The following is a 19605-nucleotide window of genomic DNA, read 5'->3' on the forward strand; positions in this document are numbered from 1 at the left end:
GTGGGTGGGTTGTCGGGCGAATTGTCGCGTCCGGACCGGCACGGAGTATCGGTCAGCCGTAGACGTCGGCGCGGTGCGAGATGCGCACGACCCTGACGAGGACCTCGTCGTCGTGGATCGAGTAGATGACGCGGTACTGGCCCCGTCGCGCGGACCAGTAGCCCTCGAGATCGAAGCGCAGCGGCTTCCCGACGCGGTACGGGTCCGCAGCCAGCGGCCCGAAGAGGAAGTCGACGACCGCGACAGCCACCGGCTCGGGGAGGTCGCGCTCGATGGCGCGCTTGGCCGCTGCCGAGAGGACGACGGTGTGGCGAGGAGGGCCGGTCACCGCCGGCGGGCCGCGAGTGCGGCACGCACTTCAGCCTCGCCGTAGACCTCACCGGCGGCCATCGCTGCCTCGGCCTGCCTGATGTCCGAGCGTGCTCGGGGATCGGAGAGGATCTCCAGGGTCTCCATCAGGGACTCGTAGTCCTCGACGGCGAGGATGACCGCGACCGGGCTGCCGTTCCTGGTGACCGTGACGCGCTCGTGCGTGCCGGCGACCTCGTCGATCACCTGGCTGAAGTGCGCCTTGACCGCCGCCAGCGACTGCACCGTCATGACCTCAATCGTGGTCAGATGGCCGGCTGTGGTCAAGGAGCGGCACCTGACAGGTCACACGGAGGGTTGGCGCCGAAGGGCGAGGTGCCGATCTGCTCCTCTACGGCGCGCATGGCCGTCGGGTCGATCCCTGGCAGTGCCGCCAAGGGTCGGTCGAGGTCGGGGATCACGAGCAGCGACGCCGTGGAGATGAGCGCGGTGACGCCGAGAAGAGTCCACCGCAGGCTCGGGTGGATGTCGCGGCCGGCGAGCGCGGCCGTGGACGCGACGGCGATGGCGACGCAGCAGATCAGGAGCGCCGTCGCGATGGCCGGCACCGATGGCACGGCCTCGGCGAGACGGTCCCACCGCGCTGTGACGCGGCCGCGCTCGGCGGCCACGACCTGGGCCACCAGGGTCTCGCTGATGCCGGCCTGCTGCGCCCGGACGACCGCGGCCGCGACCCGCGCGTCGGCGTTCCTGGAGATCGACGACGTGTGGCGAGTCGCCTCGAGCGAAGCCCACCCCGGCCGTGCGACGGCGCGGGCACAGCAGCGCAGCAGGCCGCCGAGGTCGGGACCGGTCGGCGACGGGAGGAGCGCCGCCCCTCCGGCTTCCGTCGCCACGGCGCCGGCCTCGTCGTCGGCGGCGTCGTGGTGTCCTCGTACGACGAGAACGTCTGCACGAGGACGAACGCCGGCACGAGCGCGACGAGGATGCGTACCGGGGCCAACAGGTCGGTCAGCGGGATGCCCTCGGCTCAGCCCCCTGCCACCGGTGGTGCGGTGGGGTCGGCCGCCTCGGTCGTGACTTCCCGGAGCACGTAGTCCTCGATGGCCTCCAGGTCGTGGGTGGAGCGTTTCACGATCGTGAGCAGGTCGCTCATCTTGCTGACCTCCTCGATCTGCTCCTTGATGAACCACTGCATGAACTGGTCGGAGGCGAAGTCGTTCTCCCGCCGCGCGATCCCGATCAGCGCGCCGATCTGCTCGGTGACCCGCTTCTCCTGCTCCAGCGCCAGGGCGACCGGCGCGACGACGTCGGGGAACTCGTTGACCGGGGCCGCGACGGCGGGGATGCGCACCGGCGCGTCGGAGTCGAGCAGGTAGCGGACCATCATCATGGCGTGCTGCCGCTCCTCGAGCGCCTGGTCGAAGAAGAGCTGTGCCGTCCGGGGCATGGTCAGCTGGTCGAAGTACACCGCGCAGGAGACGTACTGCTGGTGCGCGGCGAACTCGTTGCCGATCTGCGTGTTCAGCAGCTCGACGAAGGCGGGGGCGGCCATCGGGACTCCCGGACGTGTGCGGTGGCGGTCACCGGACGTTAACCTGTGACCCGCCGGTGCCCGTGGATCACCCGCAGAGGGAAGGCTAGCCTCACCGGGTGGCCAAGTCGGCGGGCATGCCCAAGAAGAAGTGTTGCCAGGCCAGGCCGCGCTGCAAGCGGTGTCCCCTCCGCGCCCTCGCCGAAGGGACGCTCCCGCCGGGCTACACGGTCAAGAAGCGCCGCCTGGTCAAGCTGGACAAGGCCGACAAGGTGCTCGCCAAGAGCAGTCGGAAGGCTGCCTGATCCCTCCCTCCCCACCGCGCCGCCGGGCGGTGGTCAGCCGGCCTTGCGTGGTCACGGGCCCGTGTCAGCGCTGATGCGGGCCGCGGCCGCCGGGATCCAGTCGTGACTGGCATCGAGTCCCTCGGCGGTAGCTGCGGCGCGCAGGGTCGCTGCCGCCGTCTCGGGTGGCTGGCCCATCGCTCGATCTCTTGCCAGTTCGTACACGGCGAGCGCCTTCAGGCGCTGCTCGAGCGGTAGGCCCGCCAGCAGGCTTCTCCAGTCGTCCTCCACCCGTGAGGTCGTGCCCTCCGACACGCGGACCATGCCGGTCGTTCGGTCAGGATCACTCGCGAGGAGGGGAGCCGATGGTCCCGCCCTCCGGAGCGCTGACGGCCTTCACCATCGACCGGGTCAGCAGGCCGGCCGCGACGGCCGCGGCAGCCGCGATCGCGGACCGGAGCAGACGGTCTCTGACATCCATGGCGACCTCCGGAGGGAGAGGTGTGCGACGGAGCGACGGGGGAGTGCGCGAGCAGCACCGGAGGACGGGGGGTGCCTGTCGAGTGAGCGCTGCGCTCCGCTTGCGTCGAGCGCCGGATCACTCGTTTGCACTGGCAGGCCGCCTGGCGCGGCTGGGCTGCACGCGCATCGGCTCGCCCGGCATCTTCGGGTAGTCCGGCGGATAGGGCAGGTCGCCCAGGCCCTGGTCCGCGGCCTGGCGCTCGGCGAGTTCGAGCAGCGGCTCGATGGAGTAGGCGTGCCCGGCCAGCCCGGCGTGCTTGTCACCGACCGCCCGGAAGCGCTCCGGCATGGTCAGCACGGTGAAGTCGAACGGCGAGACGTCGGGCAGCTCGTCCCAGTCCAGCGGGGCGCTCACCGGCGCGTGCGGCTTGGGCCGGATGGAGTACGCCGAGGCGATCGTGCGGTCCCGGGCCATCTGGTTGTAGTCGATGAAGATCTTCTCGCCGCGCTCCTCCTTCCACCACGACATCGTCACGCGGTCGGGCAGCCGGCGCTCCAGCTCGCGGCCGAACGCGATCACCGCGCGGCGCACGTCGGTGAACGTCCACCGCGGCTGGATCGGCACGTACACGTGCACCCCGCGGCCGCCGGAGGTCTTCGGCCAGCCCTCCATGCCGAGCTCGTGCAGCAGCTCCCGCACGTGCGGCGCGACCCACACGGCGTCGGCGAAGTCGGTGCCGGGCTGCGGGTCCAGGTCGATGCGGATCTGGTTCGGGGACTCGACGTCGGTCCGGTCCACCGGCCACGGGTGGAAGGTGAGCGTGCCGAGGTTGGCGCACCACGCGACGACGGCGACCGAGTCCGGCGCGATCTCGTCGGCGGTCCGCCCGCTGGGGAAGGTGATGTGCGCCGTCGGCACCCAGTCGGGCGCGTTCTTGGGCACCCGCTTCTGGTAGAAGGCGTCGCCGGTGTTGTCCATCCGGGTCGACAGCCGCGCGCCCTCGAACACGCCGCCGGGCCAGCGCTCCAGCGTCGTCGGCCGGTCCCGGAGGGCGAACAGGATGCCCTCGCCGACGCTGACGAAGTACTCGACGACGTCGATCTTCCGGATGCCGCGCTCGGCGAAGTACGGCTTCTCCGGGTTGGAGACCCGCACCTCGTGCCCGTCGACGGTCAGCGTGACCGCGTCCCTGCTGCTCGCCATCCGCTCAGCTCCCCGGTCCGGGGCGGCTCAGGCCGGGCACGTCAGCCCGTCCTGGGGCGCCGTGAGGTCGATCAGGTAGGCGTTGACCGCCGCGGTGACGCAGTCGGTCTTCGGGTAGGCGGTGTGCCCCTGGCCCTGCCAGACCAGCAGCGTGCCGGCGGTGAGGTCCTCGGCCATGTCCTCGGCGCCGGGCAGTGGCGTCACCGGGTCCCCGGAGGTGCCGACGACGAGGATCGGCGCGCTGCCCTCGGCGTCCCGCTCGGGCAGCGGCGTGCGCGCGGCGTCCCACACGCCGCAGGTGTAGAGGCTGGAGGCGACCTTGGCGCCGAACAGCGGGTACCGCTGCGACCACTCCTGAGCCAGTTGCAGCACCTCCTCCTCGGAGAACGCCTCGTCGTCGGGGGTGTCGGCGCAGCTGATCGCGAAGTCGGCGTCGAGCCGGTTGGTGTACGTGCCGTCCTGGAGCCGGCCGGCGGAGGAGTCGGCGATCGAGAAGAGGCCCGCCGCGTCGCCGTTGCGCGCGGCGGCCAGCGCCTGCGAGAGCTGCGGCCACGACCCGGTGTCGTAGAGGGCCGCGGTGACGGCGGTGAGGACGACGCCCGGAGTCGCGGTGCGGGTCTCCCCGGGCCGGCTGCTCGGGATGGGCGTCGTCGCGGCGGCGGTCAGCAGGTCCTGCACGAACGTCCGCGGGTCGGCGCCGACCGGGCACCCGGAGACCAGGGCCACGCAGTCGGCGGCGAACGTGTCGAACCCGGCCTCCAGCCCGGCCGCCTGGGCCTCGGCGTCGGCCTGCGGGTCGGCGTCGGGGTCGACGGCGGCGTCGAGGACCATCGCGCGCACGTTCTCCGGGAACAGCTCGGCGTAGGTGGAGCCGAGCGTGGTGCCGTAGGAGTAGCCGAGGTAGCTCAGCTGCTCGTCGCCCAGTGACTCGCGCAGCAGGTCCATGTCGCGCGCGGTGTCGACGGTGTTGAACGTGCCGAGCGCGTCGCCGTACTCCTCGGCGCAGGCGTCGGCGGCCTCGTCGGTGAGCGCGAGGACCTCGTCCATCTGCTGCTGGGTGGTCGGCCGCGGCTCGGCGGCGACGATGCGGTCCTTGAGCTCGGTGGGGATGCACTCGACCGGCGTGGACAGGCCGACGCCGCGCGGGTCGAAGCCGACCAGGTCGAAGCGGCGCAGCACGTCCTCGGGCAGCGACAGCGCCAGGCTCAGCGCGGCGTCGGCGCCCGAGCCGCCGGGACCGCCCGGGTTCACCAGCAGCGAGCCGATCCGGTCGGTCTGCCCGGCCAGCTTCGCGCGGACGAGGAACAGCGGCAGCGTCGCGCCCTCGGGGTCGTCGTGGTCGATGGGCACCTCGGTGCGGCCGCACTCGAAGGCGAGGTCGCGCTCGCTGCCCGGTGTCCCGGCGATGAGCTCGGTGATCTGCGCGTCGCAGTCGGTCCAGGTGATCGGCGCGGCCTCCGGCTCGGCCGGCGTCGAGGAGGCGGCCGACGACGAGGCGTCCGCCGAGTCCGGGCCCGAGTCCGAGAAGGAGCTACAGCCGGTGACCGCCAGGAGCAGCCCTGTCGAGGCGGCGAGGATGCCGCGGCGCAGACGCATGCTCACGACGGTAGGAGGCGCGCCGCGCCGGCCGTCCCGCAGGTGCCGGTCACCCGTTGAACACCTCGGCCAGGTCGTAGCGGACCGGGACCTCGAGCTGGTCGTAGGTGCAGCTCTCCGGCGTCCGGTCGGGCCGCCAGCGGAGGAACTGCCCGGTGTGCCGCAGCCGCCGTCCCTCCAGCTGGTCGTACTTGATCTCGACGACGAGCTCCGGGCGCAGCGGCACCCAGGACAGGTCCTTCTTCGCGTTCCACCGGCTCTGCGCGCCGGGCATCCGGTGCTCGCCGTTCTCCTGCACCTCGGCGTTCGCCCAGTCCTGCCACGGGTGCCCGTCGAGCGCCTGGGCCCGGTAGGGCGCCAGCTCCTCGACCAGCTCGGCGCGCCGCGCCATGGGGAACGACGCCGCGACGCCGACGTGCTGCAGGCCGCCGTCGTCGTAGAGGCCGAGCAGCAGCGAGCCCACGACCGGCCCGCTCTTGTGCCAGCGGAACCCGGCGACCACGCAGTCGGCAGTGCGCACGTGCTTGACCTTGGTCATCAGCCGCTGGTCGGGGCCGTAGGGAAGTTCGGCGTCCTTGGCGACGACGCCGTCGAGGCCGGCGCCCTCGAACTCGTCGAACCAGCGCTGCGCGATCGCCGCGTCCCGGGTGACCGCGGTGACGTGCACCCGCTCGTGCCGGCGGTCCAGCACCTCGCGCAGCCGCCGCCGGCGCTGCGCGAACGGCGTCTCCATCAGCGACTCGTCCCCGAGGGCCAGCAGGTCGAAGGCGACGAAGTGCGCCGGCGTCTGCCCGGCCAGCAGGTCCACCCGCGACTTCGCCGGGTGGATGCGCTGCAGCAGCGACTCGAAGTGCAGCCGGTCGCCCTGCGGCACGACGATCTCGCCGTCGACGACGCAGCGCTCGGGGAGGGCCTCCTTGACCGCGGCCACGACCTCGGGGAAGTAGCGGGTGAGCGGGCGCTCGTTGCGGCTGCCGAGCTCCACCTCGTCGCCGTCGCGGAAGACGATGCAGCGGAAGCCGTCCCACTTGGGCTCGTAGAACAGCCCGTCCCCGGTCGGGAGCTTCGTCGTGGCCTTGGCCAGCATCGGCTTGACCGGCGGGAGCACGGGCAGGTCCATGCAGGTCAGTCAACCAGCGGACCCCCGCACCGGCAGACCACCGTCGACCGGACGGGTGGCGGGCGGGACTCGGTCCACCGCGTAGCGGGTGAACAGGACGCCGTCCTCCTCGAGCACCTGCACCAGCCGCGGGCGGACGACGTCGCGCAGCGCCCGGTCCAGCAGCCGCGCCTGCCCGCCGACCAGCGCCGGGGAGACGGTGAGGTCCAGCTCGTCGACGACGCCCGCGTCCAGCGCCGCCGACAGCAGCGACGGCCCGCCCTCGCACAGCACCTGCTCGAAGCCGCGGTCGGCGAGCCGGTCCAGGGCGAGCGGCAGGTCCACGTCGGCGTCCCCGCACACCAGCACGTCCACCCCGGCGTCGGCCAGCGCGGCCCGGTGGGCGGCGTCCGCCGCGGCGCACGTCACCAGCAGCGTGGGCGGCCGCGCCAGCCGGCCCCCGGGCGCGAGCGAGGCGCGGCGCGACACCACCGCGACCGGCAGCTCCGGCGCCCGGCCGAGCGCCGCGCGCCGCCGCCCGACCGGCGAGTCCGCCGTCACCGGGCCGTAGCCCTCGCCGGCCGCCGTCCCGTGCCCCACCAGGACGACGTCGGCCAGCGCGCGCAGCGTCGAGAACACCCGGCGGTCGCCGGGCGAGCCGAGCCCCGCGCTGACGCCGTCCACGGTGACCGCGCCGTCGAGCGAGGCGACGAAGTCCACGCGGAGCGAGCGCCCGGGCGGCAGCGCGTAGGCCTCGGCCAGGTCGTCGTCGGTCAGGTCCGCCCCGTCGGGGGAGGGGAGCAGCCGGCGCATCAGCTGGTGAGGACGGCCGCGCTCTCGGCCGGGACGGTCACCGTCGCGCCGTCCACGGACGGCTCGTCGGCGGTCGCGAACAGCACCCCGGTGGCCGGGCGGTCCAGCTCCACCTGCTGCGGCTGCCCGGACAGGTTGGCCACCACCCGCAGCGCACCGCGGTGCACCACGAGCACGCGGTCGTCGTCGTCCCAGCCGACCTCGACCGCCGACAGGTCGGGGTCGACCAGGTCCGGGTGCCGCCGGCGCAGCGCCAGCAGCGTCCGGTGCACCTCGAGCAGCCGCGCGTGCGGTTCCCGGCCGGGCTCGGACCAGTCCAGCTTCGAGCGGCGGAAGGTCTCGGGGTCCTGCGGATCGGGCACCTCGTCGGCGTCCCAGCCGTGCTCGGCGAACTCGTTCTTGCGGCCCTCGGCCGTCGCGCGGCCGATGTCCGGGTCGGTGTGGCTGGTGAAGAACTGCCACGGCGTCGAGGCGCCCCACTCCTCGCCCATGAACAGCATCGGCGTGAACGGGCCGGTGAGCACCAGGGTCGCGCCGACGGCGAGCAGGCCGGGGGACAGCGTCGCCGAGACGCGGTCCCCGATGGCGCGGTTGCCGACCTGGTCGTGGTCCTGCAGGTAGCCGAGGAACTTCCAGCCGGGCAGCCGCGCGGTGTCCACCGGCCGGCCGTGGGAGCGGCGGCGGAAGCTCGACCACGTGCCGTCGTGGAAGAAGGCGCCGGTGAGGGTCTTGGCCAGCCCCGCGAGGCCGGCCTCGGCGAAGTCGCCGTAGTAGCCCTGGCCCTCGCCGGTGAGCGTCGCGTGCAGCGCGTGGTGGAAGTCGTCGCTCCACTGGGCGTGGATGCCGGTGCCGCCGGCCACCCGCGGGGTGACCATCCGGGGGTCGTTCAGGTCGCTCTCGGCGATGAGCGTGAGCGGCCGGCCGACCGCGACCGAGAGCCGGTCGACCTCCTGCGCCATCTCCTCGAGCACGTGGGTGGCGCGCTCGTCGACCAGCGCGTGGACGGCGTCCAGCCGCAGCCCGTCGACGTGCATGTCGCGCAGCCACATCAGGGCGTTGTCCAGGATGTACCGGCGCACCTCGTCGGAGTCCGGCCCGGACAGGTTGACCGACTCGCCCCAGGTGTTCGCGCCGCCCTCGCTGAAGACCGGCATGAACAGCGGCAGGTAGTTCCCCGACGGGCCGAGGTGGTTGTAGACGACGTCCTGGATGACGCCGATCCCGCGCTGGTGGCAGGCGTCGACGAAGCGCTGGTAGGCCGCAGGGCCGCCGTAGCTCTCCTGCACCGTGTACCAGAGGACGCCGTCGTAGCCCCAGTTGTGGGTGCCGTCGAAGCCGTTGACCGGCAGCAGCTCGACGAAGTCGACGCCGAGGTCGGCGAGGTGGCCCAGCCGGTCGATGGCCGAGTCGAGGGTGCCCTCGGGGGTGAACGTGCCGACGTGCAGCTCGTAGACGACGCCGCCGGCCAGCGGGCGCCCGGTCCAGGCGCTGTCGCCCCACGCGTACGCCGACGGGTCGAACCGGCGGGACAGCCCGTGCACGCCGTCGGGCTGGCGGCGCGAGCGCGGGTCGGGGCGGGGCGTGTCGTCGTCGCCGAGCAGGTAGCCGTAGTCGGACTCCGGGCCGGCCTCGGCCTCGGCCCGCCACCAGCCGTCGTCGTCGCGGCGCATGTCGTGCACCGTGCCGTCGACCTGCAGGCGCACGCGCTCGGGCACGGGCGCCCAGACGGCGAACTCGACGGGTGCGGACATGCGGGGGCCTCCCAGCGGTAGTGCGGCTGACCGGTCCCTCTTGCCCGCTGCGGGCGCGGTCAACCGCGAGCGGCGGCCGGGGGAGCGGGTCCCCCGGCCACCGCCACGGGTCACGGCAGCTGCAGCTCCTGCCCGACGTAGATCTTGTTCGGGTCGCCGACCGTCCCGCTGTTGGCCGACCAGAGGGCCTTCCAGCCGCCCTCGACGCCCTGGGCTCGGGCGATCTTGCCCAGCGTGTCGCCGGACCGGACGGTGTACGAGCCGCCGGAGGCACCGGCGGCGGACTCGCCGGCGCGGGCGGCCGGGGCGGGCTCGGCCGGGGCGGGCGCGGCGGCGGGCGCGGCGGCCGGCGAGCCGGCCTCCGGGGCGTCCGGGTTCAGGCCCTTGCCGCAGGTGGGCCAGGCACCCGGGCCCTGGACGTCGAGCGTGCGCTCGGCGACGGCGATCTGCTGCGCCTTGGTGGCCAGGTCGGCGCGGGCGGCGTACTCGGTGCCGCCGAAGGCCGCCCAGGTGGACTGGCTGAACTGCAGGCCGCCGTAGTAGCCGTTGCCGGTGTTGATGCTCCAGTTGCCGCTGGACTCGCACTGGGCGACGGCGTCCCAGTCGTTCGGGGAGGCGGCCGAGGCCGGGCCGGCGGCGACGCCGATCGCGGCCGCGGCCACGCCGGTCGTCACGAGGGCACGGCGGAGCAGGGACGTGGACGTGCGCATGGGGGATCTCCGATCCGCCGCCTGCGAGGTGAGCTGTCGGGTTCGGAGCGATCGGTGCCCCGGCCGCGCAGAGCGCGGCTTCACCCCGAGGCGCTGCGTCCGGTCCCCCCGTGACCGCGGTGCAGGCGCCGAAGTGGGTCCCCCACCCCCGTCCTGGCTGTGCAGGAGGAACGGAGCCCGGCGGACGGGGTTCGGCGGACCGGCTCCGGCACGCGGCAGTCATTGGCCCGCGTGCGGGAGCAAACGTAACGGCCGCATCACGAGACGGCACACCCGCCCCACTCGTCACGGCGTGTCGCCCGGCGTCCCCGCGGCGGCGCGCGCCCGGCGGCCGGGGGGTGGTGCAGGACTCGGCGGCGCCGGCCGGCGCCGCCGTGACCTCCGTCTCATTCCCGGACGAGCAGGGCCACCGGCAGCCGGGCCAGCAGCTCGCCGACGGGCGCGCCGCCGGCGTCGGAGACGACCCGCGTGCCGGTGAGCACGTCGCGCCAGGCGCCGGTCGGCAGCGTCAGCGCGGTGTCGCCCCAGCCGGTGGCGGCCAGCGCGACCGGCAGCCGGGTCGCCACGGTCACCGCGCCGCCCTGCTCCCCGGACCCACGGTCGAAGGCGACGACGTGCTGCGCGGCCGACCCGGTGGCGGCCACCGGGGTGTAGCCGGTGAACAGCCCGGGCTCGTCCCGCCGCAGCCGCAGCGCCCGCGAGACGACGAGCAGCTTGGCCGCGCCGGTCTCGTCGACCTCGGGCACCTCCCCGCCGTCGAGCCGGGCCAGCAGCGCGCGCCGCTCGTCGTAGTCGACCGGGCGGCGGTTGTCGGGGTCGACGAGCGAGTGGTCCCACAGTTCGGTGCCCTGGTAGACGTCCGGGACGCCGGGCATCGTCAGCTGCAGCAGCTTCTGCGCCAGCCCGTTGGACCGGCCGGCCGGGGCGATCCGCGCGACGAACGCCTCGATCTCGCGGTTCGTGGCCTCGTCGTCGAAGGCGGCGTCGACCATCGCGTGCAGCTGCGCCTCGAACGCCTCGTCGACGTCGGTCCACGTGGTCGACTGCCCGGCCTCGCGGGCGGCCTTCTCGGCGTAGGCGTGCGCCCGCTCGCGGGACAGCGGCCAGGCGCCGACCAGGTTCTGCCACACCAGGTGCGCCAGCGGCCGGTCGGGCAGCGGGTGGCGGGACAGCCACCCGCGGACCAGGTCCGCCCACTCGGTCGGCACCTCGGCGAGAACGGCCAGGCGGGCCCGGGTGTCCTCGCTGCGCTTGGTGTCGTGCGTGGTGAGCGTCGTCATCGACTCCGGCTTGCGCTCCAGCCGCCGCGCCTGCGCCTCGTGGAACTCCTCCGGGGTGCTGCCGAAGCGGGCGGGGTCGCCGCCGACCTCGTTGAGCACCGCGAACCGCGCCCACCGGTAGTAGGCGCTGTCCTCGACGCCCTTGGCCATCACCGGGCCGCTGGTCTGCTCGAACCGGGTGGCCGCCTCGGTGCCGGCCTGCGCCAGCACCGGGTGCAGGGCGTCCACCGCGGCGACCAGGTCGGGGCGGCGGTCGCGGACGTCGCCCACGGCGGCGTCGAGGTGCTCGCGGCCGTCGGGCAGGTAGGTGCGGTAGACGGAGAACGAGGCCAGCAGCTCGGCCAGCGCCTCCTTCTCCGTCTCGACGTCGACGCCCGGCAGCTCGCCGATCACCCGCACCAGGCGGGCGACCTCGGAGCCGAGGATGCCGTCGGTGACCTCGCGCTTGCAGGCGTGCACCAGCTGCCCGTAGTCGACCGCCCGGCCGGACAGCTCGGTGTCCAGCGCGGTCAGCGCCGCCTCGCCGGCCGGGTCGACCAGGACGTCGTCGACCTCGGCCAGCGCGTCGTAGCCGGTGGTGCCGGCCGCCCGCCAGCTCTCCGGCAGGTCCTCGCCGGGCTCGAGGATCTTCTCGACCACCGTCCACCGGCCGCCCGACGCCTCGGCCAGCCGGTCCAGGTAGCCCTTCGGGTCGGCCAGGCCGTCGGGGTGGTCGATCCGCAGCCCGTCGACGGCGCCCTGCCCGACCAGCCGCAGCACCAGCTCGTGGGTGGCGCGGAAGACCTCCGGGTCCTCCACCCGCAGCCCGGCGAGGGTGTTGATGGCGAAGAACCGCCGGTAGTTGAGGTCGGCGTCCGCGCGCCGCCAGTCGACCAGCTCGTAGTGCTGCCGGTCGTGCACCTCCTGCGGCGTCCCCTCGCCGGTCCCCGGGGCGAGAGGGAAGCGGTTGTCGTAGTACCGCAGCTCGCCCGTGCCGTCGGGGGTGGGGACGACCTCCAGCTTCTCCACGTCGTCGGCCGAGCCCAGCACCGGGATGCGGATCCGGCCGTTGCCGAAGTCCCAGTCGACGTCGAACGCGGGCGCGTGCGCGCTGTCGCGGCCGTGCTGCAGCACGTCCCACCACCACGGCGCCTCGGCCGGGTCGGCCACGCCCATGTGGTTGGGCACCAGGTCGAGCACCAGGCCCAGCCCGTGCTCGTGCAGCGCGGCGACGAACCGGTCGAAGCCCTCCTGCCCGCCCCGCGGCTCGTCGACGTGCGCGTGGTCGACGGTGTCGTAGCCGTGCGTGCTGCCGGCGGCCGAGCGCAGCAGCGGGGAGGAGTAGGCGTGGGTGACGCCGAGGTCGGCGAGGTAGCCGGCCACGGCGGCGGCGTCGTCGAGGGTGAACTCGGCGGTCACCTGCAGCCGGTAGGTCGCCGCGGGGGTGGCCCGCCGGCGCTCGACAGCGTCGTCGGACTGGCTGTCGTCGGGCTGGCTCACGGGGCGGCCTGCAGCACGACGGTGGCGCGGGCGGCCACCGTGACGACGTCGCCGGCCTTGACCTGCACCGGCTCCACCTCGCCCATCTCGGCGGTGTCGACGACGACCGTCCAGCCCTCGGCGTACTCCGACGGCGGCACGGTGAAGTCGATCGGCTCGTGGTGGGCGTTGAACGCGAGGTAGAAGCAGTCGTCGACGACGTCCTCGCCGCGCTCGTCGGTCTCCCGGATGCCGTGGCCGTTGAGGTACATGGCCAGCGACTTCGCGAAGCCCGCGTCCCAGTCCTCGTCGCTCATCAGCTCGCCGGACGGGGTGAACCAGGCGACGTCCTGCACCGGGTCGCCCTCCTCCCGGCGCACCGGCCGGCCGTGGAAGAACCGGCGGCGGCGGAACGTCGGGTGCTCGGTGCGCAGCCGGGTGACCAGCTTGGTGAACTCCAGCAGCCCCTCGTCGACCGACTCCCAGTCGATCCAGGTCAGCTCGGAGTCCTGGCAGTAGCCGTTGTTGTTGCCCCGCTGCGTGCGGCCGAGCTCGTCGCCGTGCAGCAGCATCGGCACGCCCTGGCTGAGCATCAGCGTGGCGAGGAAGTTCCGTCGCTGCCGGGCGCGCAGCGCGAGCACCTCGGGGTCGTCGGTCTCGCCCTCGACCCCGCAGTTCCAGCTGCGGTTGTGGCTCTCGCCGTCGTTGTTGTCCTCGCCGTTGGCCTCGTTGTGCTTCTCGTTGTAGGAGACGAGGTCGTCGAGGGTGAACCCGTCGTGCGCGGTGACGAAGTTGATGCTCGCCACCGGCCGGCGCCCGGAGTGCTTGTAGAGGTCGGCCGAGCCGGAGATCCGGCTGGCGAACTCGCCGATGGTGGCGTCCTCGCCGCGCCAGAAGTCGCGGACGGTGTCGCGGTACTTGCCGTTCCACTCGGTCCACAGCGCCGGGAAGTTGCCCACCTGGTAGCCGCCGTCGCCGACGTCCCACGGCTCGGCGATGAGCTTCACCTGGCTGACGACCGGGTCCTGGTGCACCAGGTCGAAGAACGCCGACAGCCGGTCCACCTCGTGGAACTGGCGGGCGAGGGTGGAGGCGAGGTCGAAGCGGAACCCGTCGACGTGCATCTCGGTGACCCAGTAGCGCAGCGAGTCCATGATCAGCTGCAGCGACTGCGGGTGCCGGACGTTGAGCGAGTTCCCGGTGCCCGTGGTGTCCATGTAGTACTGCTCGTCGCCCTCGACCAGCCGGTAGTAGGCCCGGTTGTCGATGCCCTTGAACGACAGCGTCGGGCCGTTGTGGTTGCCCTCGGCCGTGTGGTTGTAGACGACGTCGAGGATGACCTCGATGCCCGCCTCGTGCAGGGCCCGGACCATGCCCTTGAACTCCTGCACCTGCTGGCCGTCGGTGGCCTGGGCGTACTCGTTGTGCGGCGCGAAGAAGCCGATCGTGTTGTAGCCCCAGTAGTTGCGCAGGCCCTTCTGCAGGAGCGTGTCGTCCTGCACGAACTGGTGCACCGGCATGAGCTCGATCGCGGTGACGCCGAGGGACTGCAGGTGCTCGATGACCGCCGGGTGCGCGATGCCGGCGTAGGTGCCGCGCAGCTCCTCGGGGATCCGCGGGTGGGTCATGGTCAGGCCCTTGACGTGGGCCTCGTAGATGACCGTCTTGTTGTAGGGCGTCTTCGGCGGGCGGTCCACGCCCCAGTCGAAGTAGGGGTTGATGACGACGGACTTCGGCATGTGCGGCGCCGAGTCGTCGTCGTTGCGCTCGCCGCTGCCGAACCGGTAGCCGAAGCAGGCCTCGTCCCAGTCGATCGCGCCGTCGATCGCCTTGGCGTAGGGGTCGAGCAGCAGCTTGTTGGGGTTGCAGCGCTGCCCGTTCTCCGGGTCGTACGGGCCGTGCACGCGGTAGCCGTAGCGCTGCCCGGGCTGGATGCCGGGCAGGAAGGCGTGCCAGACGTAGCCGTCCATCTCCGGGAGCCGGATCCGCTCCTCGTTGCCCTGCTCGTCGAACAGGCACAGCTCGACCTTGTCGGCGACCTCGCTGAACAGGGCGAAGTTGGTCCCGGTGCCGTCGTACGTGGCACCCAGCGGGTAGGCGGTTCCGGGCCACACCTGGGTCATCGACGTGTTTCCTCCTGCGCGGGCGCCCCTCGGTGGTCCAGGGCGCGGTGGCCCCCCGCCGCGGCCGTCGGAGGGGGGTCGGGGCACACGGGTGCCCGCGCGCTCCTTAGCCCCATCCGGGCGGCTCCACACCTGACGCGGCGCACATCACGGCGGCGGCCCGGCGGAGGGCCTCGGGGACGACCCGGGGACGACCCCGGGGACGACGACGCCCTCCGCGGCGGGGGCCGCGGAGGGCGTCGTGTGCGGGTCCGGCGTGCCCCGGCGCGGGGCCGGGCACACCAGGTACCGAGGCGCGGGGCGCCGGGGTCCGACCTCGTCCGGGCATCCCGGGTGGCACTGGTCCCCGGCGCGGCACCGCGCCTGCAGGAGGGCACGCTAGCGGGTCCGGGGGTCGAGCACGAGCACGAGGGTGACGCGTCCGCAAGCGACACGCCCCGTCGGTCCCGTGATCACCATCCGTCACTCGCGGCGTCCTGTCACCGGGCGGTCGTACCGTCGTCCCCGTGCGCGCGACCTCCGACATCCGGCCCACCCAGGGGCGTTTCCGCGTCGTCAGCGAGTTCCAGCCCTCGGGCGACCAGCCGGCGGCGATCAAGGCCCTCGCGGAGCGGGTGAACTCCGGCGAGAGGGACACCGTGCTCCTCGGCGCCACCGGCACCGGGAAGTCGGCCACCACGGCGTGGCTGATCGAGCAGGTCCAGCGGCCCACCCTGGTGATGGCGCCGAACAAGACGCTCGCCGCGCAGCTGGCCAACGAGTTCCGCGAGCTGCTGCCGGACAACGCCGTCGAGTACTTCGTGTCGTACTACGACTACTACCAGCCCGAGGCGTACGTCCCGCAGACCGACACCTACATCGAGAAGGACTCCTCGATCAACGAGGAGGTCGAGCGGCTGCGCCACTCGGCGACCAACAGCCTGCTCACCCGGCGGGACGTCGTCGTGGTCTCCACCGTCTCCTGCATCTACGGCCTGGGCACGCCGCAGGAGTACGTGGACCGGGCGCTGAAGATCTCGGTGGGGGAGGAGCGCGACCGCGACGACCTGCTGCGCACCCTGGTCACCGAGCAGTACACCCGCAACGACCTCGCGTTCACCCGCGGCACCTTCCGCGTGCGCGGCGACACGATCGAGGTCTTCCCGGTGTACGAGGAGCTCGCCGTCCGGATCGAGATGTTCGGCGACGAGGTGGAGCGGCTGTACTACCTGCACCCGCTCACCGGCGAGGTCGTGCGCGAGGTCCGGGAGCTGTTCGTCTTCCCGGCCAGCCACTACGTCGCCGGCCCGGAGCGGATGGAGCGGGCGATCCGCACCATCGAGGCCGAGCTCGAGGAGCGGCTGGCCGAGCTGGAGAAGCAGGGCAAGCTGCTCGAGGCGCAGCGGCTGCGCATGCGCACCACGTACGACATCGAGATGATCCGCCAGGTCGGTTTCTGCTCCGGCATCGAGAACTACAGCCGGCACATCGACGGGCGGGCGCCGGGCAGCGCGGGTGCCTGTCTCATCGACTACTTCCCCGACGACTTCCTGCTCGTCATCGACGAGTCGCACGTGACCGTGCCGCAGATCGGCGGCATGTACGAGGGCGACATGAGCCGCAAGCGCACGCTGGTCGAGCACGGCTTCCGGCTGCCCTCGGCGATGGACAACCGCCCGCTGAAGTGGGAGGAGTTCACCGACCGGATCGGCCAGGCGGTCTACCTGTCGGCCACCCCGGGCCCCTACGAGCTCGGCCGCACCGGCGGCGAGTTCGTCGAGCAGGTCATCCGCCCCACCGGTCTGGTCGACCCGGAGGTCGTGGTCAAGCCGACCAAGGGCCAGATCGACGACCTGGTGGGCGAGATCCGCGAGCGCACCGAGAAGGACGAGCGCGTCCTGGTCACCACGCTGACCAAGAAGATGGCCGAGGACCTCACCGACTACCTGCTCGAGCTCGGCATCAAGGTCCGCTACCTGCACTCGGAGGTCGACACCCTGCGCCGGGTGGAGCTGCTGCGCGAGCTGCGGCAGGGCGAGTACGACGTGCTGGTCGGCATCAACCTGCTGCGGGAGGGCCTCGACCTGCCCGAGGTGTCACTGGTGGCGATCCTCGACGCCGACAAGGAGGGCTTCCTCCGGTCGACCACCTCGCTGATCCAGACCATCGGCCGCGCGGCGCGCAACGTGTCCGGCGAGGTGCACATGTACGCCGACAAGGTCACCCCGTCGATGGCGCAGGCGATCGACGAGACCAACCGGCGCCGCGAGAAGCAGATCGCCTACAACACCGCCAACGGCATCGACCCGCAGCCGCTGCGCAAGAAGATCGTCGACATCCTCGACGGCATCTACCGCGAGTCCGAGGACGCCGAGGCCGCCACCGAGCTGATCGGCGGGTCGGGCCGGCAGCAGTCGCGGGGGAAGGCGCCGGTGCCGGGGCTGTCGTCGAAGGGCCGGTCCAAGGCCGGCGCGATCGACGTCCAGGGCCTGCCACGCTCGGAGCTGGCCGACCTCATCACGCAGATGAACGAGCAGATGCTGGCCGCCGCCCGGGAGCTGCAGTTCGAGGTGGCCGCCCGGCTGCGCGACGAGCTCGCCGAGCTGAAGAAGGAGCTGCGCCAGTTCGACGCCGCCCACGCCTGACGCGGGGGCCGGCGCGGGCGTGACCTGACGTCGGCCGGCCAGGGAGAGGGGCGCCCGGGAACCCTGGGCGCCCCTCGTCCGTTCTGCCCTGTGACTCCGCCGGGAGCGCTGCGCCGTGCCCGGGGAGCCGTGGAGGGGAGTATCCCGCCCGCGGTGACGTCGTCAGCACGGGTACGCGTACCCCGGCGTCACCGGCCGGCCGCGGTCGCGGCCGGTGGGAGAGACCTCCGGTGCTGACTGCTGCCAGTGGACCGGAGGTACCTGCGTTGGACGTCCCCTTCTTCGTCTGGGCGATCACGATCGCCGCCATCGTGGCCATGATCGTCTTCGACTTCATCGGCCACGTGCGGACGCCGCACGCCCCGTCGTTGAAGGAGGCGGCCACCTGGTCGGCGGTGTACGTCGCGATCGCGGTGCTGTTCGGCGTCGGCGTGTGGGTCTTCGCCGGCGGCACGTACGGCGGGGAGTACTTCGCCGGCTACATCACCGAGAAGAGCCTGTCGGTCGACAACCTCTTCGTCTTCGTCCTGATCATGGCCAGCTTCGCGGTGCCCCGGGAGCTGCAGCAGAAGGTGCTGCTGTTCGGCATCGCGTTCGCCCTGGTCCTGCGGACGGTGTTCATCTTCCTCGGCGCCGCGGCGATCGAGAACTTCAGCTGGGTCTTCTACCTGTTCGGCGCGTTCCTCATCTACACCGCGATCGCCCAGGCGCGGGCCGGCGGGGACGAGGACGAGGAGTTCCAGGAGAACGGCTTCCTGCGGCTGGTCCGCCGGGTCGTCCCGACGACGCCGGACTACCACGGCGACCGGATGACCACGCGGCTGGACGGCAAGCGGTACATCACCCCGCTGGCCATCGCCCTGGTCGCCATCGGCAGCGCCGACATCCTCTTCGCCGTCGACTCGATCCCGGCGATCTTCGGGCTGACCGAGGAGACCTTCCTCGTCTTCACCGCCAACGCCTTCTCGCTGCTGGGCCTGCGGCAGCTGTTCTTCCTCATCGACGGCCTGCTCGACCGGCTGGTCTACCTGCACTACGGCCTGGCGGTCATCCTCGGCTTCATCGGGGTCAAGCTGCTGATCCACGCGCTGCACGAGAACGAGCTGCCGTTCATCAACGGCGGCGAGCACGTCACGGCCATCCCGGAGATCCCGACCTGGCTGTCGCTGTCGGTCATCGTCGTCACCCTGCTCGTCACCACGGTCGCGAGCCTGGCCCGCAGCCGCCGCGACGCCCGCGAGGCCGTGCCGCACGCCGAGCCCGCGCGGGGAGCCGCGGCGGTGGCCGGGGAGACCGGCGTCCCCACGGTGCGGCACGAGCCGGGGGAGCGCCCCGCCGCGACGCCGACGCAGGGCACCGACGGCCGCCCCGGGTGACGCGCGGGTGACCACCGGGAGGACGGCAGGCCGACGATGCCGGTGTGCCTGTTGCTCCCGGTGATCGTGCGGCACGATCCAGGACACGTCCGCTCCGCGGGGTGCCCGACCGGCACCCCGCGCAGCGGTGCCGGGGGACGCGCCGGGCACTCCGCCCGCGTCCCCCGGCGGCGCCGGTCCATCCGGTGTCCAGTGCAGCGGCGACCGCCGCTGCGCTCCCCGACGGTGACATGGGAGTCCAACTGATGGGTGTCAGCCTCTCCAAGGGCGGGAACGTCTCGCTGACCAAGGAGGCGCCGGGCCTGACCGCGGTGAACGTCGGCCTCGGCTGGGACGTCAACACGTTCTCCGGGGGCGACTTCGACCTCGACGCGTCGGCGATCATGCTCGACGCCAACGGCAAGGTCACCCCCGACGACTCGGGCTTCGTCTTCTTCAACAACCTGCGCAGCCCCGACGGCTCCGTCGTGCACGTCGGTGACAACCTCACCGGCCAGGGCGAGGGCGACGACGAGGTCATCCAGGTCAACCTGGCCGGCGTGCCGCCGACCTGCGACAAGATCGTCTTCCCGGTGTCGATCTACGACGCCGACAACCGGAAGCAGAACTTCGGCGCGGTGCGCAACGCGTTCATCCGCATCGTCAACCAGGCCAACGGCCAGGAGATCGCCCGCTACGACCTCACCGAGGACGCCTCGGTCGAGACCGCCATGGTGTTCGGCGAGCTCTACCGCAACGGTCCCGACTGGAAGTTCCGGGCCGTCGGCCAGGGCTACGCCTCCGGCCTGCGCGGCATCGCCCAGGACTTCGGCGTCAACGTCTGACCCCCGCCGGGCCCGGACGCGCACCCGCGTCCGGGTCCGGCCCCCCGGCGGGGGGGGGGGGGGGGGGGGGGGGGGGGGGGGGGGGGGGGGGGGGGGGGGGGGGGGGGGGGGGGGGGGGGGGGGGGGGGGGGCGGGGGGGGGGCGCGGGGGCGGCGGGG

The 19605-nt window shown here is 72.9% G+C and carries 17 protein-coding genes and 1 riboswitch; of the genes, 4 read left to right on the forward strand and 13 right to left on the reverse strand.

Annotated features, from left to right (window positions below; translation table 11 throughout):
* Nucleotides 1-52 precede the first annotated feature (52 nt).
* The 4 genes from ACI79L_RS12360 to ACI79L_RS12375 form a co-directional block, all read right to left on the reverse strand.
* Nucleotides 53-328: a type II toxin-antitoxin system RelE family toxin gene (locus ACI79L_RS12360; RefSeq protein ID WP_456937069.1), complete on the reverse strand. Its 276-nt coding sequence runs from the start codon at nucleotides 326-328 to the stop codon at nucleotides 53-55.
* A complete protein-coding gene (locus ACI79L_RS12365; protein ID WP_456937070.1) occupies nucleotides 325-600 on the reverse strand; it encodes a type II toxin-antitoxin system Phd/YefM family antitoxin in 276 nt (91 codons plus the stop codon). Before ACI79L_RS12365 ends, ACI79L_RS12360 begins: the two co-directional genes overlap by 4 nt.
* Before the next feature lie 32 nt (nucleotides 601-632).
* Nucleotides 633-1205: a hypothetical protein gene (locus tag ACI79L_RS12370; RefSeq protein ID WP_456937071.1), complete on the reverse strand. Its 573-nt coding sequence runs from the start codon at nucleotides 1203-1205 to the stop codon at nucleotides 633-635.
* Nucleotides 1206-1339: 134 nt separating this feature from the next.
* Nucleotides 1340-1864, reverse strand: a complete 525-nt coding sequence (locus ACI79L_RS12375; protein WP_456937072.1) for a ferritin — start codon at nucleotides 1862-1864, stop codon at nucleotides 1340-1342.
* Nucleotides 1865-1962: 98 nt separating this feature from the next.
* On the opposite strand from ACI79L_RS12375, the gene ACI79L_RS12380 reads away from it, so the two are divergent.
* The gene (locus ACI79L_RS12380) at nucleotides 1963-2148 is read left to right on the forward strand and encodes a hypothetical protein (protein WP_456937073.1); all 186 of its coding nucleotides are present in this window, start codon (nucleotides 1963-1965) and stop codon (nucleotides 2146-2148) included.
* Between the two features lie 51 nt (nucleotides 2149-2199).
* On the opposite strand, the gene ACI79L_RS12385 is transcribed toward ACI79L_RS12380, so the two are convergent.
* From ACI79L_RS12385 to glgX, 9 genes are all read right to left on the reverse strand, one after another.
* On the reverse strand, nucleotides 2200-2418 hold the full coding sequence (locus ACI79L_RS12385; RefSeq protein WP_387993576.1) for a hypothetical protein: 219 nt from the start codon (nucleotides 2416-2418) through the stop codon (nucleotides 2200-2202).
* 307 nt (nucleotides 2419-2725) lie between these two features.
* Nucleotides 2726-3793, reverse strand: a complete 1068-nt coding sequence (locus tag ACI79L_RS12390; protein WP_456937074.1) for a DNA polymerase domain-containing protein — start codon at nucleotides 3791-3793, stop codon at nucleotides 2726-2728.
* 27 nt (nucleotides 3794-3820) lie between these two features.
* Complete coding sequence (locus ACI79L_RS12395) at nucleotides 3821-5389, reverse strand: alpha/beta hydrolase (RefSeq protein ID WP_456937075.1); 1569 nt, start codon at nucleotides 5387-5389, stop codon at nucleotides 3821-3823.
* Nucleotides 5390-5438: 49 nt separating this feature from the next.
* Nucleotides 5439-6509, reverse strand: a complete 1071-nt coding sequence (locus tag ACI79L_RS12400; RefSeq protein ID WP_456937076.1) for an ATP-dependent DNA ligase — start codon at nucleotides 6507-6509, stop codon at nucleotides 5439-5441.
* Nucleotides 6510-6518: 9 nt separating this feature from the next.
* On the reverse strand, nucleotides 6519-7301 hold the full coding sequence (locus tag ACI79L_RS12405) for a dihydrofolate reductase family protein (protein WP_456937077.1): 783 nt from the start codon (nucleotides 7299-7301) through the stop codon (nucleotides 6519-6521).
* Nucleotides 7301-9052 (reverse strand): malto-oligosyltrehalose trehalohydrolase, encoded by a 1752-nt coding sequence (gene treZ / locus ACI79L_RS12410; protein WP_456937078.1) that lies wholly within the window; start codon nucleotides 9050-9052, stop codon nucleotides 7301-7303. The genes ACI79L_RS12405 and treZ overlap by 1 nt, the downstream gene beginning before the upstream one ends.
* 110 nt (nucleotides 9053-9162) lie before the next feature.
* Nucleotides 9163-9762 (reverse strand): transglycosylase family protein, encoded by a 600-nt coding sequence (locus ACI79L_RS12415; RefSeq protein ID WP_456937079.1) that lies wholly within the window; start codon nucleotides 9760-9762, stop codon nucleotides 9163-9165.
* A gap of 3 nt (nucleotides 9763-9765) precedes the next feature.
* Nucleotides 9766-9900, reverse strand: a riboswitch (cyclic di-AMP (ydaO/yuaA leader).
* Between the two features lie 248 nt (nucleotides 9901-10148).
* The gene (gene treY, locus ACI79L_RS12420; RefSeq protein WP_456937080.1) at nucleotides 10149-12521 is read right to left on the reverse strand and encodes a malto-oligosyltrehalose synthase; all 2373 of its coding nucleotides are present in this window, start codon (nucleotides 12519-12521) and stop codon (nucleotides 10149-10151) included.
* On the reverse strand, nucleotides 12518-14623 hold the full coding sequence (glgX, locus tag ACI79L_RS12425) for a glycogen debranching protein GlgX (protein ID WP_456937081.1): 2106 nt from the start codon (nucleotides 14621-14623) through the stop codon (nucleotides 12518-12520). Before glgX ends, treY begins: the two co-directional genes overlap by 4 nt.
* A 506-nt stretch (nucleotides 14624-15129) precedes the next feature.
* On the opposite strand from glgX, the gene uvrB reads away from it, so the two are divergent.
* The 3 genes from uvrB to ACI79L_RS12440 all read left to right on the forward strand — a co-directional run bounded on the left by uvrB (nucleotide 15130) and on the right by ACI79L_RS12440 (nucleotide 19447).
* Nucleotides 15130-17247, forward strand: coding sequence for an excinuclease ABC subunit UvrB (gene uvrB, locus ACI79L_RS12430; RefSeq protein WP_456937082.1), 2118 nt, complete (start codon nucleotides 15130-15132; stop codon nucleotides 17245-17247).
* A gap of 266 nt (nucleotides 17248-17513) precedes the next feature.
* Complete coding sequence (locus ACI79L_RS12435; protein ID WP_456937083.1) at nucleotides 17514-18623, forward strand: TerC family protein; 1110 nt, start codon at nucleotides 17514-17516, stop codon at nucleotides 18621-18623.
* A 230-nt stretch (nucleotides 18624-18853) separates the two neighbouring features.
* Nucleotides 18854-19447, forward strand: a complete 594-nt coding sequence (locus ACI79L_RS12440) for a TerD family protein (RefSeq protein WP_456937084.1) — start codon at nucleotides 18854-18856, stop codon at nucleotides 19445-19447.
* The last annotated feature ends 158 nt before the right edge of the window (nucleotides 19448-19605 follow it).

It is taken from the genome of Geodermatophilus sp. SYSU D00684 (genome assembly GCF_054050455.1).

Bases quoted from the DNA above. Each gene is read 5' to 3' on its own strand.
- ACI79L_RS12365 (WP_456937070.1), bottom strand. From the start codon at position 600: ATGACGGTGCAGTCGCTGGCGGCGGTCAAGGCGCACTTCAGCCAGGTG.
- ACI79L_RS12375 (WP_456937072.1), bottom strand. From the start codon at position 1,864: ATGGCCGCCCCCGCCTTCGTCGAGCTGCTGAACACGCAGATCGGCAAC.
- ACI79L_RS12390 (WP_456937074.1), bottom strand. From the start codon at position 3,793: ATGGCGAGCAGCAGGGACGCGGTCACGCTGACCGTCGACGGGCACGAG.
- ACI79L_RS12395 (WP_456937075.1), bottom strand. From the start codon at position 5,389: ATGCGTCTGCGCCGCGGCATCCTCGCCGCCTCGACAGGGCTGCTCCTG.
- ACI79L_RS12400 (WP_456937076.1), bottom strand. From the start codon at position 6,509: ATGGACCTGCCCGTGCTCCCGCCGGTCAAGCCGATGCTGGCCAAGGCC.
- ACI79L_RS12405 (WP_456937077.1), bottom strand. From the start codon at position 7,301: ATGCGCCGGCTGCTCCCCTCCCCCGACGGGGCGGACCTGACCGACGAC.
- treZ (WP_456937078.1), bottom strand. From the start codon at position 9,052: ATGTCCGCACCCGTCGAGTTCGCCGTCTGGGCGCCCGTGCCCGAGCGC.
- ACI79L_RS12415 (WP_456937079.1), bottom strand. From the start codon at position 9,762: ATGCGCACGTCCACGTCCCTGCTCCGCCGTGCCCTCGTGACGACCGGC.
- glgX (WP_456937081.1), bottom strand. From the start codon at position 14,623: ATGACCCAGGTGTGGCCCGGAACCGCCTACCCGCTGGGTGCCACGTAC.
- ACI79L_RS12440 (WP_456937084.1), top strand. From the start codon at position 18,854: ATGGGAGTCCAACTGATGGGTGTCAGCCTCTCCAAGGGCGGGAACGTC.